Origin of the sequence: Urechidicola vernalis (assembly GCF_031846385.1) — a bacterium.
GTDB lineage: Bacteria > Bacteroidota > Bacteroidia > Flavobacteriales > Flavobacteriaceae > Urechidicola > Urechidicola vernalis.
In genome coordinates, this window is record NZ_JAVRHV010000002.1 from 24,375 (window position 1) to 38,030 (window position 13,656).

At 33.8% G+C, this 13,656-nt stretch carries 8 protein-coding genes; 2 read left to right on the forward strand and 6 right to left on the reverse strand.

What is annotated here, in order from left to right; genetic code table 11:
• Nucleotides 1–45: 45 nt before the first annotated feature.
• The 6 genes from RM519_RS05410 to RM519_RS05435 all read right to left on the reverse strand — a co-directional run bounded on the left by RM519_RS05410 (nucleotide 46) and on the right by RM519_RS05435 (nucleotide 10,148).
• Entirely contained in the window at nucleotides 46–1,515 is a 1,470-nt protein-coding gene (locus RM519_RS05410; protein ID WP_311592594.1) for a sulfatase, read from the reverse strand.
• Complete coding sequence (locus RM519_RS05415; protein WP_311592595.1) at nucleotides 1,496–3,283, reverse strand: hypothetical protein; 1,788 nt, start codon at nucleotides 3,281–3,283, stop codon at nucleotides 1,496–1,498. The genes RM519_RS05410 and RM519_RS05415 overlap by 20 nt, the downstream gene beginning before the upstream one ends.
• 1 nt (nucleotide 3,284) lies before the next feature.
• Nucleotides 3,285–4,751, reverse strand: coding sequence for a sulfatase family protein (locus RM519_RS05420; protein WP_311592596.1), 1,467 nt, complete (start codon nucleotides 4,749–4,751; stop codon nucleotides 3,285–3,287).
• A gap of 11 nt (nucleotides 4,752–4,762) precedes the next feature.
• Entirely contained in the window at nucleotides 4,763–6,202 is a 1,440-nt protein-coding gene (locus tag RM519_RS05425; RefSeq protein ID WP_311592597.1) for a sulfatase family protein, read from the reverse strand.
• A gap of 164 nt (nucleotides 6,203–6,366) precedes the next feature.
• Nucleotides 6,367–7,986 carry a sulfatase family protein gene (locus RM519_RS05430; RefSeq protein WP_311592598.1) on the reverse strand — a complete coding sequence of 540 codons (1,620 nt, stop codon included), beginning with the start codon at nucleotides 7,984–7,986 and terminating at the stop codon, nucleotides 6,367–6,369.
• Nucleotides 7,987–8,108: 122 nt separating this feature from the next.
• Nucleotides 8,109–10,148: a family 20 glycosylhydrolase gene (locus RM519_RS05435; protein WP_311592600.1), complete on the reverse strand. Its 2,040-nt coding sequence runs from the start codon at nucleotides 10,146–10,148 to the stop codon at nucleotides 8,109–8,111.
• Nucleotides 10,149–10,346: 198 nt separating this feature from the next.
• Between RM519_RS05435 and RM519_RS05440 the strand changes: the two genes are divergently transcribed.
• Together RM519_RS05440 and RM519_RS05445 are read left to right on the forward strand one after the other, a co-directional pair.
• Nucleotides 10,347–11,903: a sulfatase family protein gene (locus tag RM519_RS05440; RefSeq protein WP_311592601.1), complete on the forward strand. Its 1,557-nt coding sequence runs from the start codon at nucleotides 10,347–10,349 to the stop codon at nucleotides 11,901–11,903.
• Nucleotides 11,893–13,650 (forward strand): arylsulfatase, encoded by a 1,758-nt coding sequence (locus tag RM519_RS05445; protein ID WP_311592602.1) that lies wholly within the window; start codon nucleotides 11,893–11,895, stop codon nucleotides 13,648–13,650. The genes RM519_RS05440 and RM519_RS05445 overlap by 11 nt, the downstream gene beginning before the upstream one ends.
• Nucleotides 13,651–13,656 lie beyond the last annotated feature (6 nt).

Consider the following 13,656-nt stretch of genomic DNA (forward strand, 5'->3'; position numbering starts at 1 on the left):
CTTTAAATAGATGAATGTTGCATAACATTAGATATATGTTAATTGTCAATTCTGAATCCTTTTAATATTCAAATCTTTCGAAAGTTTTTCAACCACTTTAGGATGTACATCAGCGACATTTTCAATTTCATTCGGATCCTTCTTTAAATCATACAAATCGTAAAAATCCTCCCCCTTTATTTTATAATGAGTTAATCTGAACCGTTCGGTTCTTACTGATGCTCCATTACCAAAAAAACTATACACTTTATCATGATGTTTTTTAACCTTCTTAGTAAAAATTGGAGTTAAACTTTTCCCGTCCAATTCATAAGGAATTTCTAATCCAGCAACTTTACAAATGGTTGGGTACAAATCAACTGAAGATACAAGACCATCATAATTAACACCCATATTCTTTGCACCAGGGACTTTTATAATCAAAGCGCTTTTTAGAGCACTCTCAAACAAATTGTGCTTACCCCAAATAGACTGCTCTCCAAGATTCCATCCATGATCTCCCCAAACTATAACGACGGTATTCTCGTCTAATTCTAGAGCCTCAAGTTCCTCTAAAATTTTTCCAATTTGAGCATCTATATAACTCACTGAAGCATAATAGGCATGTTTCAATTTCTTCGCATAATCATTTGATACTGGATTTTTAGCATTCGCCTTTTCCTCACCCAACAGATACTGATTAAATTCACCACTATTATTTGCTCCACCTCTTGAAGAATTCTTTGGTTGTTCTACATTTTTCGCTAACGGAATTTCATTTCTTTCATATAAATCCCAATATTTTTTTGGGGCATTAAAAGGTAAATGAGGTTTAAACAGACCTACTCCCATAAAAAAGGGCTGTTTGCTTCCTTTTAATTCTTTCAACTTTGAGATTGCTAAATCTATTGTTAATCCATCTGGATATCCGTAATCTGAAACATCTCCTTCTTCATACGGTTTTACTTGTTTTTTTCTACTTTGTCTATTCGAACCATCTGCATATGCAAAAAACGCATTCCAACCTGTTTCCCATTTTCCTGAATCAAAAAGAACTTCATCCCAACTATTTGGTAATTCCCTTTTATCGGTAACTTCATCTTCGTACCCATAAACAAATCCGTCCGCGGAGTGGCTAATTTTACCAATGCCAACAGTGTAGTAATTGTTCCTTTTTAAATGCTCGATAAAGGTTTCTGGCTTTTCTCTCTTCTCATTTCCGTCCGCTATATCTTTTTCAATGATATAATTTTTGAGATGTTTCTTTTTCTTAGGAAGCATTCCTGTTAGCATACTATATCTCGATGCACCACAAGTTGGAACTTGCACAAAATGATTATTAAACAATACACTTTCTTCAGCCAGTTTTCGAATATTTGGAATTTGAATAACTTCGTTATCAGGGGAAATTACTTCTGCCCTTAAATCGTCAACAGCAATGAACAAAATATTGGGCATTGCGTTGCTTTGAGCAAATGAAATCATTTGCAAGCAACATAAAACAAAGGTGAAATACCTACTGAGTCTTCTTTTCAAAATAGTTTACAGTTTTTTCCATCCCATTTTCGCCATGAAACTCTTTGAAATTTAAATCAAATGCATAAGGTTTATACAACGTAGCACTTTGTAAATTTGATTCCGTTAAAGCCTTAAATTCCTTCCATAAATTACGATAATTGGCAATATGATCTTTCATTAACTTTAATTGATACAATTGGTTTTTATCTCCCTCAATTCCTTTTAGCATTATTGCCCAACCATTGTATATGATTTCATATTTAATTCGACCATATGCCGATGATACTTTTATATAATCTCTAACTTCTAAGGAGCCTGAAGTAAACGACTTTGACAACCTTTCTAATTCCTTCCAAATAGATACAGCCTCTAACTTTTCTTGAATTACTTCATCTACCAATCCTTTATCTAAAATTGAATAGAAATTTCTATTTAATTTCCCCTTTCCATTAACCGATGGTTTATTTTCACTATCAATTCCTAAGCCACCCATAAACTCATCTCTTATCCATGTAGGATGAATTCCTGCAATTTCACTGTAATGCCCTCTTAACACACCATCTGTTGACAATAATGCTATTTTACGTAACGTTTGTGCATCTTTATCGGACAATTGCAAAACATCTTTGGCGTACTTAAAGAATAATGATTCTTCAGATGTATCAAGATTTAAAGCCCATTGACTCATAACATAAGTATTCAAGTCAATCCAAAGTTCATTGCTAATATATGGGCCTTTCCAACCTCCTCCTCTAGACCAAGTCCAGACACCTTTAAAGTTTTTATTCGATTTTAAATCATTCAAACTTTGCATACCACTTCTTCCCTCGTACTCTTCAAATCCATCAATTACCGCTTTTGCTACATAGTTTGGATGTGCTCCTTTACCTTCATATTCCCTTTGGCATTGTACCTCCACAATTTGCTGATGATTCCCAATTCCTAATGTAGGGTTAAAAGCATGATTTCGTAGAAAATCTCCTTTTGTATGTTTAATCGAAAATACTAAATTTTCATGAGGCTCAAGTTGATTCGTAATTTCTAAATATACGTTGGGTCTTGTGTGCAACCACCCAAAATCCCAAGTTCTATAAAACAATTTCTTATTCCGTTTAACACATATCTCGTCTCTTAAAATATTAAGTAGCAAAACATGGTCTTCAACTCCTCCTTCTCCTTGCCTAACTGGCTTGCCTCCCAAATGATAAGGAGTATCATGTAAATATGTTTCTCCAAATCGTATTACTAATCCATCTAAGGTTGGAAATCTTTCAAATATTCCAGCAATTTGTGCTCGCATTAAATCTTGTACAATTGGGTTTTGAATAGAAGGTCTTCTTAAAACTTCTGTTTTCTCTGAACCCAACACAGAGTGATTCTTCTCTTCTTGACCGATTGCATCCCCAAACTTCTCCCAAATTTCTTTCGGTGCCATAAAAACATCGGTAAATGCATAAACGGGCATTGCTGCTTCTTCACAAGTGGCCAATTTAGCATCAATTACTTTTGCTTTTTCATTTATCCATTTTCTTGTATCACTATCTTTTGGAATAATATTTTCTTGAAAGTTATCATAGGTTATTGCACAATTCACAAACCATTGTGGTACCATTCCGTTAATTCCTCGTGATTTTACAAATTCGGGATTAGTATATTTAGAAAAAGTTTCTGCTTCTCCCGGATTGTTAAATACCATGTCTAACACAAACTGGCTTTCTGATGATTTAACCTGACCAAATACATGTACAGACACACAAACTATAATAAAAACAATATTCTTCTTCATTCTATTTTATAATCTGAACTTCAACATCATTTTTCAATTTTTCACCTTTTGTGCTTCGTCCATTTTCTACATACGAATTCATTAATTTGGTTAATTCTTTTACAACTTTTGGATTGGAATCAGCCAAGTTATTTTCCTCTTTAGAATCTTGTTCTATATTATATAATTGAAGGTTCGGTAAATTTTGCTTCTTGGCAGCCTTATTATTTGGTGCAGTCCAGCCACCTGAACCTTCACAAAAAATTAATTTCCACTTGCCCTTTCTTATTGCAAAGTTTCCATCTACAGAATGATGAACTACTGCTTCTCTAGAACTCTCAATCTCCTCGTTATATAAGGCAGGCAAAAAACTGACTCCATCTTCTGATGTATTCTTCGGTAATCTTTCATCTAAAATTTCAGAGCAAGTCGCCATTAAATCCGTTAGACAAATTAACTGGTCCGATTTTGAATTTGGTTCAATTTTTCCATTTGGCCATCTAACTATAAATGGTACCCTATGACCTCCATCCCAAATATCAGTTTTACTACCTCTACTTTTTGCAGTTGAATAATGCCCTGCCTCTTCTAATTCTTTAAAATTGGCAATTTTAGAGGTACCATTATCACTGCTAAAAATAACGATGGTATTATCTGTTAATCCATTTTTATCAAGTGCTTTTAGAATTTCACCTACGGTCCAATCCGTTTGCATTACAAAATCTCCAAAAATGTTAATTCCACTCTTTCCTTTCCATTCCTTACTAGGAACAATAGGCCCATGAGGGGAACTTAATGGCACATACAAAAAGAATGGTTCTTTATTAGTATTAGAACTACCTCTCTCATTGATATATTCTACCGCCTTTTGAGTTAATAAAGGCAACATTTCAACAGTTTTAATTTCTTTAACAATCCTGTCATTTTCAACAACAGTTTTCATTACCCTTGCATGATGAAAACCATAAAAATAATCAAAGCCCCTGGTAATAGGACCATCAGGAATTTTTGTTCCAATTGGCAATCCCGTAGTACTGTTATTATTTAAAGGGCTTAATTCTTTATTGCTATCCTGATCTAGGTAAGTGTAATTCAAATGCCATTTACCAACCAATGCAGTTTCATATCCCTGATTCTGTAAAAATTCACCAACTGTAAATCTATCGTCATCAATTAACGGTCCATCACCGGCAACTACAACCCCTCTTTGCAAATGAGTTCTCCAAGCGTATCTTCCCGTTAATAACCCATATCTTGTTGGAGTACAAACGGAAGACCCAGAATGAGCATTTGAAAAATGCATTCCCTGTGAAACCAACTTATCCAAATTAGGAGTAGGAATTATACTAGTCATTGGTGATAAGGCCCTAACATCCCCATATCCTAAATCATCACAAAGAATATAAACTATATTAGGTTTTTCCTGAGCATGAATATGCAATCCAAAGAAAAAAACAATAATAAAACCAATATTTACTTTAATCTTCATTGAGCTCAATATTAAAAGTTATTCAAGTATTTTTCATAAACAGAAGATAAATCCAACTGATCTCTTAATTTCTTTTGCTGAGAAAACAACTTTTTAAAATGCTTTTTCACTTCTTTTGAATAACTCGGATTTAATGCTAAGTCACGAATCTCATTTGGATCATTTTTTATATCATAAAATCGAATTTTACCAATGGTTGGATATACAATAAGTTTAAAATCTTTAGACCTCAACATTCTTTGATTATCTAAATATGCACCATATACCTCTTGATTTTTACTTTTTTTATTTGAGTTTTTTGTTAATGGCAATAAACTGTTAAACGCAACATAATTCGGTTTCTTAACCTCGGCAATTTCTAATGATGTAGCCATAGCATCTTGCAAGTAAACCATTTCGTGAATTTGTTTTGACTTAGGAATTCTCGGGCCTGAAATAATCATGGGTACTCGCATACTTTGATCGTACATATTTTGCTTACCAATAAATCCATGATCGCCTACAGCCAGGCCATGATCCGCAGTAAAAATAATATAGGTATTATCTATTTGTCCGGTTTGTTCAAGAGCATCTAGTATTCTTCCAATTTGAGCATCCATATGCGTAATAATGGCATAATACTCTTGCCTGTTCACTTTTACAGAATATTCAGTTCTTGGAAATGGCGCTAACTGCTCATCTCTTAAATCCTTACCTGATGCCGCTTCTTCGGCGTATGGGTATTCTGGTAAAAATGATTCTGGAACTGCAATGTTTTCTATAGGATACATATCCACATATTTCTTTGGAGATTGTCTTGGGTCGTGTGGAGCGTTAAATGCTACGTACATAAAAAATGGGTTTTCACCCTCTTTGGATTTCCTCAAATAATCTAACGTATTGTCGGCAACTACCACACTCCAATGCTTACCGCCTTTCCAATATCCTTTATTAGAGGTGTCATATGGACTCCAAGTATCTGGTTCATTTTCTAAAAATTTTCGAGCATATCTTTTATTTGTTTGATTTGGCATACCAGGCCTAACATGCCTTACCTCATCAAATAACTTATTAGCATCAAGTCTAACATGCCATTTACCCGTCATATAAGTATCGTATCCAGCATTTTTCATCAGTAAAGACCATGGTGTTACTTTATCTTTTCCTTCACTATTAGATAATTTATCAAAATTCTTAGAGTCCCAAACCGACAAACCTGAATTCAACATTGCTCTACTAGCCAAACAAACTGCTGGCGACCAAGACCCTTGATTAAAAGTTTGTGTAAATAAGGTCCCTTGTTCTAAAAGCCTATCCAAATTAGGTGTTTTTATTTCAGGATTATTAATGGCTCCTAATGACTCGAAAGTTTGATCATCTGCAAAGATGAATAATATGTTTGGCTTCTCCTGAGCGTAAAAAACCGAAATATTAATTAATAAAACTATCACAGTCGCAATTCTAATTCGCATAATTCTTATTTTTTTTAATCCTAAAATTAGGTGCAATTTCTTTTTAAATAAATACTATTATTACCCGTGGTTCACTTATTTTAACTTGAATTTTTACAATAATAAAAAAGTGACAACAATTTTTTTCATTACCTCTTTTTAAATATTTGCATTTTATCTTTAGTTTACTTTCTTTTTGCTAAATACTCTTCCAAAAACTGAGTTCTTAATGCATCATTGTCTCCATACTTTTCTTGAACCTCCTTAAGTTTTATATGCATATTTTTTTTTGTTTCTGCATATGATGCATCATCGTAAATATTATTCATTTCAGTAGGGTCTTTTTCCAAATCATACAATTCCCAATAATCTGAATCATAATAAAAATGCATTAATTTATAACGATCCGTTCTTACCCCATAATGCCTTTGCACATTGTGTTCACCTGGATACTCATAGTATGTATAATAAATGGCATCTCTCCAATCTTTCGAATTTCCTTGCACTAATTCTCTAATGGATTCTCCTTGAATTTCTTCAGGGATTTCAACATTTGCATAATCTAAAAACGTAGGTGCGAAATCAAGGTTTTGAATCATTTCATCCACTACAGTTCCCGCTTTAATTTCTTTCGGATACATCATTAAAATCGGAGTTCTAAAGGATTCTTCATACATAAAACGTTTATCGAACCAACCATGTTCTCCTAAATAAAAGCCTTGATCAGATGTATAAACAACTATGGTATTTTCTTCTAATCCATTCTCTTTTAAATAATCTAGCACTTCACCTACTCCATCATCAACAGATTTTATCGTACCAAGATAATCTTTCATATATCTATCATATTTCCATAATGCTAATTCTTTTCCGCTTAATTTATCCTTTTTAAACTTTTCAATAATAGGGTCGTAATAAGCGTCCCAAGCTGCTTTTTGATCATCGTCCATTCGGTTATACATATTTTGGAATGAGCCTCTTAATCTTGTTTTAAATTCTTTTTCATCATCCAACATTTTTAAATCATAGGCTAAATCTAAATGCTCATAAATTCCCATTTCATGTTGCGCTGCCGCAGGTCTTCCTTCATAATCATCAAAGAAATTAGCAGGTGGTGTAAACGTTTTATCATCAAAATAGTCTAAATATTTAGCCTCTGGCATCCATGGCCTATGCGGGGCCTTTTGATGATATAACATTAAAAATGGTTTATCCTGATCTCTTTTATTTTTTAACCAATCCAAAGCAATGTCTGTAGTTATTTGTGTGGCATGCCCATGAATTTGTTTGCGCTCACCGTTTTCAATAAACACTGGATTATAATATTGTCCCTGTCCTGGTAAAACATTTGAATAGTCAAATCCTTGAGGTAAACCATCCATATGAATTTTACCCACCATTGCAGTTTGATAACCCGCACTCTGCAATGATTTTGCAAAATTATCCTGCTCCCAATCAAAACCGTGAATATTATCTACCTTACCATTTACATGACTATGTTTTCCAGTTAGCATAACAGCCCTACTAGGCGCACAGATTGAATTAGTTACAAATCCTTTATTAAACAGAACTCCTTCATCTGCAATCCTATCAATATTCGGGGTTTGAATATGATCATAACCATAAGCACTAATGGCCTGATACGCATGATCATCACTCATAATGAACAAGATGTTTGGCCTAACTTTTTCTTCGTTTTGTTTTACATCAGAACAATTGTACAATGCAATACATATAACAAGTAAAAAAGTAATTTTTAATAATGTTCCTTTTTTTATGGTATTTCTAGAAAACATAGTTTTCATATAATTAAATTTAATTAGTTATGAGAAATAATTTCATTAACGAGCAATATATTCGCCGATCGCTAACTTGTCTCATTTTTTCGATAAACAACAAGGCAAAGCCCCAATTTGACTTTGAAACTCTATTTTTTATCAGCACTAAATCGGATGCCGTCCATTTCAACTGGAATAAAAGTAAACATCCAGTTTTGATAATTTGAACCGTATGGAATTTTAGCAAAAACCTTATTCCACCCTTTTTTTAATTTAATCTTTGAAGGGTTACGTGTCCAATAAAAATCTTGCTTTTCCCAAGGTACTTCTTGGTCTGCTTTTGACCCCCAACCTTTCCTTTTCTCCGATTTCCATCCGGCATCTTTCCAGTCAGGTGGAGTAATTTGCTCATCATTTACCCAAATATTTCCTCCATTTTGATCCCATGTTCCTTTAAACGGAATGCCAGAATGAATTTTGTTTGCTCTTTCTGCTGTTTCAAATCCAATCATAGCATCTATTTCTCTTTCTTTATCAGAATGTATATAAGTTAAAGCATATACAGCAACTCCTTTCTTCTCCCTATCAAAATACCCCATTTTCATGTGACGCTCATTAAAAACCAAGGTATTACCTATTACTTTTTCCCACTTTATGGTCTTACCATTATACTCGTAATTATGCTTTATCTCTCTTAATATTTCATCACCTTCATCTCCGTTAAAAGCACCAATTAAATTCCACTCTTTATCATTTTGTCTAAAATATAGAAATGGTTCTGCCTTAAAAATTGTATGCTTATGCTTTAATAAATAGTCTTCAAATACACTGAAATACTTATACGCTTCACCACCCTTTGGAGGCATTTTCGTATAATATTCAGGAATTCCAACTTCAAAATCGGCTGTCCATGCCTTCCAAGCATAGGTGGCTATAGACGAATAAACTGGGTTTTGCTCAAAAGCATCGCTTTCATGTCTTAAATTTACATCAGGCCAAAAACATAAGGTTCCTCCAATTACTTTATTTGGAGAAGGATAGCCAATTGGCTTAAAGAACAAACGTTGAATTTGCACCATCGGTTCGGCAGTGTTGACATAGTTTAACCATGAATCAATTTCTCTAAAATTTCCTTTTTTAATATCCTTATCTTCCCAGGTTTGACGAACTACATCATCAGTTGCTTCTAAACCTGGATTCCAAATAACCACTTCTCTTCCTCCTTGTTTACAAACATTTACCATATGTTCAATAAACTCCTCTTGGTTTGGAATTTTCACTTCATCTGATCCAATATGAATAATCGGGCAATCTTCTTTTGGTATCTCCTGAAAAAACTCATTTAAGATATTGGTTAGTGCTTTCATTCCTTTTTCCGATTCCATTGTAAAGCCCATCGCTAATTTAAAGGAATCGCTATGGCCAGGCATGTCTATTTCAGGAATTACAGTTATATGTCGTTCCTTAGCGTATGCGATTATATCTCTTATCTCTTCATAGGTATAAAAAACTCCTGGGTCTCTGGTTTGCCAGTGATTAGAAGCGTAAGTTAATTGTGGATACACATTACTTTCAATTCTCCACGCCGGTCTATCTGTTAAATGCCAATGGAATGTATTAAACTTATACATCGCCATAAAGTCCAATTGTTTTTTGAGGCTCTCCATGCTCTGATAATTACGCCCCACATCAATCATATAACCTCTCACCGAATGCTGCGGATAATCACTTATTCTACAATATGGAATAGCAGTTTTATCGTCATTTACCAATACCATCTGCTTTAATGTTTGCAAGGCATAAAACACTCCAGAAGCACTTGATGCTTCAATCTCAATTCCTTTTTTCGACACGTTCAAATTATATGCTTCCGCTTTTAAATCAGGGTCAAATTCAACAACGATATTTACTCCGCTTTTATTTGAAGAATAATTGCTGAAAATTTCTCGAATCTCATTCTCGATAGCAACATGATAACCACTTAATTCAGGATTTATTTGTAATGAACACCCACTTAATTTTAACGATTTAGCACCCCATTTAACTTCCTGTGGATATGGAATTAATTTAACAGGTGCATTTTTAAGTTCTTCCGCTGAAAATTTTGTTATGAAATGATTTTCTTGTGCAATTGAAGAGAGCATTATGCAATTCAAGAAAAGAAATACGTAACGAAGTTTTTGAGTCATTGATTCACGATTAAAGTTGGTTGATTCAAGTAATATTTGTCAAAGCAAATGTATTCAAATAAAAATATAAATTTCACAACAACAACAGACCTTTACTGAACAATACATGTCATTTGTCTAAATTCTTGAAAATATTCCTATCGATTAATGTATTTTTAAAAAATTATTTCATTCTACCTTAAAACTAATCAAGTCCTAATGAGACCACTATTTTTATTTCTTTTAGCATCCATTACATTAGTATCATGTAAGCAAAAATCCTCAACTCCAAACAAACCAAACATTCTTTTTATCATGAGTGATGACCACACCTCGCAAGCATGGGGAATTTACGGTGGAATTTTAGAAGATTATGTTCACACTCCAAACATTTCGCGTTTGGCTGACGAGGGAGCGGTGTTAAATAATTCATTTTGCACCAATTCAATATGCGTTCCCAGTAGGGCCACAATTTTAACAGGTCAATACAGTCATAATAATGGTGTTTACACGCTATCAGATGCTTTAACTCCAGAAAGAAATAATATTGCAAAGGTTTTAAACAACAATGGATACCAAACTGCTATTATTGGAAAGTGGCATCTAAAAAAAGAACCATCGGGATTCGATTACTATAATATTCTTCATGACCAAGGGAGATATTGGGACCCTATTTTAAGAACCAAAGAAAACTTCCATAAAAAATTAAAAGATTGGGATGTTCACAAGGGATTTTCAACAGATGTAATTGCGGATCTATCCATGAATTGGCTGGATACTATCGATTCTTCCAAACCATTTATGTTAATGACTCATTTTAAAGCAACACATGAGCCATTTGATTTTCCAGAGCGTTTTAATGATTTATACAAAAATCAAGAAATTCCGGAACCAGCATCACTTTTAGACTTTTCTCCGGAAACTACAGGTAGAAGTATAAAAGGTCAGAAATTAGAGCAATTGGCATGGCGTTATGAACAAGCCTCTAATGATCCTGACAAATGGTGGTGTAAATATCCAGGATTACCTTTTTACACTAATGAAATGGATAGTGTTTCTGCAAGGAAGGCTGTTTACCAAAAATTTGTAAAAGACTTTATGAGATCTGGAGCGGCTATAGATGACAATATTGGGAAATTACTAGACTATCTTGAAGAAAAGGGAATAGCGGACAATACAATTGTAATTTACACTGCGGATCAAGGCTATTTCTTAGGAGAACATGGTTTTTTTGACAAGCGTTTAATTTATGAAGAATCATTACGAATGCCTTTTGTAATACGTTATCCAAAAGAAATAGAAGGGGGTAAACGCATCGATGACATTATTTTAAATATTGATTTCCCTTCTTTAATGGCCGATTACGCAGGAGTTCAACTACAAGAATCATTTCAAGGAACAAGTTTTAGAGAAAACCTAAAAGGGAATACTCCGAATACATGGAGGAAAAACGCTTATTACAGATATTGGACAAATCACGCCAACAGACCTGCACATTTTGGAATACGAAATGAACGATATAAATTAGCGTTGTTTTACGGTCATTCATTGGATATGACCGGTTCTGCAAAAGAAGCTACCAAACCGGCTTGGGAATTTTATGATTTAGAGAAAGATCCTAAAGAAAACACCAATGCCTACAACAATCCTGAATATGATGAAATTATTAAAGAAATGAAAGTCTCTCTTAAAGAATTAAAATCGGAAATTGGCGATTCTGATTCGCAATATCCAGAAATGCAAACCATTTTCTCAAACTACTGGCATGCTGAATAGTAAATTTATATATGTTATCCTATTTTGCCTTAGCCTAGGCTCTCTTTTAGGGTATTCTCAAAAACCGAACGTTATTATCGTTATGGCTGATGATATGGGTTATGGAGATCTTGGTGCTCATGGTAATCCGTTAATTAAAACTCCAAATTTAGATAACCTCTCAAAGGAAAGTGTTTCATTCGATAATTTTTATGTGAGTCCTGTTTGCGCCCCTACAAGAGCAAGTCTTTTAACAGGACGCTACAATATTAGAACTGGTGTATTCGACACCTATTCAGGCGGAGCAATTATGGCTACCGAAGAAGAAACAATTGCAGAAATATTTAAAGATCATGGCTATGCTACTGGAATTTTTGGAAAATGGCATTTAGGAGACTCCTACCCTTCCAGACCTCAAGATCAAGGATTTGAAGAAAGTGTATGGCATTTGAGCGGAGGAATTGGTCAAGTGGGAGATGTATTTAATTATTACAAAGGCAACACCTCATACTTTGACCCTGTGTTGTTTAGGAACGGTGAGGTCTTTGAAAGTTCAGGTTACTGCTCTGATGTATATACCGATGAATTAATTTCCTTTGTAGAAAATAATGATGATAAACAATTTTTAGCATATCTATCATTTAACGCTCCACACACGCCGTTACAAGTTCCAGAAGTGTACTACGAACAATATAAATCACTTGAATTCGACTCAGATTATTTTGAGAAAAATGGCCAATATGTGCATGAAATGAATGAGAAAAACAAAGAAGATGCTCGGAAGGTTTATGCAATGGTGAGTAATATTGATGATAATGTAGGTCGGCTTATTTCGTCTTTAAAAAAGAAAAATATTTACGACAATACTATTATTATTTTCATGACTGATAATGGACCGCAGCAATATAGATATGTTGGTGGATATAGAGGCCTTAAGGGGCAAGTAAGAGAAGGCGGAATTCATGTTCCATTCTATTTAAAAAATGTAAAGAATCAAAAAAATACAAACGCAATTGAAGCGCCTGCAGCCCATATAGATGTACTACCAACCTTGGCTGAGTTATGTGGAATAGAACTTTCGGAACAATTAAATTTAGATGGAATTAGTTTCGCTAAAAGCTTATCCGAAAATAAACAACTAAAAGAAAGACCTCTTTTCTTTGAATGGCAACGTAGTTACCCAGAAAAATACCGAAACATGGCCGTTTTAGACAATGGCTATAAACTCATAGGTAATACTAAATCTCACAATGAATCAAATCAATTTGAATTATACAATTTGAACATAGACCCCTTCGAATCCAATGATATCAGTGAAGAAAATTCAGAAATCGTCCAAAAACTTCAATCAAAATTAGATGATTGGTATGACGATATTATGAGTAGCGAACATATTAAAAAACCACCAAGAACTATAATTGGATCGCCTAATGAAACACACACAATTCTAAACAGAAATGATGCAAGAGGCATGCAATTAATTTGGGCCGATGAACAAATGTATGTGCGTTGGGATTTAAACATTATTAAAAAAGGTAATTACAAAATAATTTGTCATTTTAGAAAACCTATTCCTGATCCCGGTGAACTTATTATTCGATTAGGAACACAGAATTTTTCAAAAAAAATAACTGCTAATAATATAGAATCTGCAACCTATGAAAACGTCCTACTTAATGAAGGAGAAGTAGCTTTAGAAGGCTGGTATTATAGTGGTTGGGGTCAAAAACATTACACTCCTTTTTATATAGAATTAATTCAATTATAAGTACTT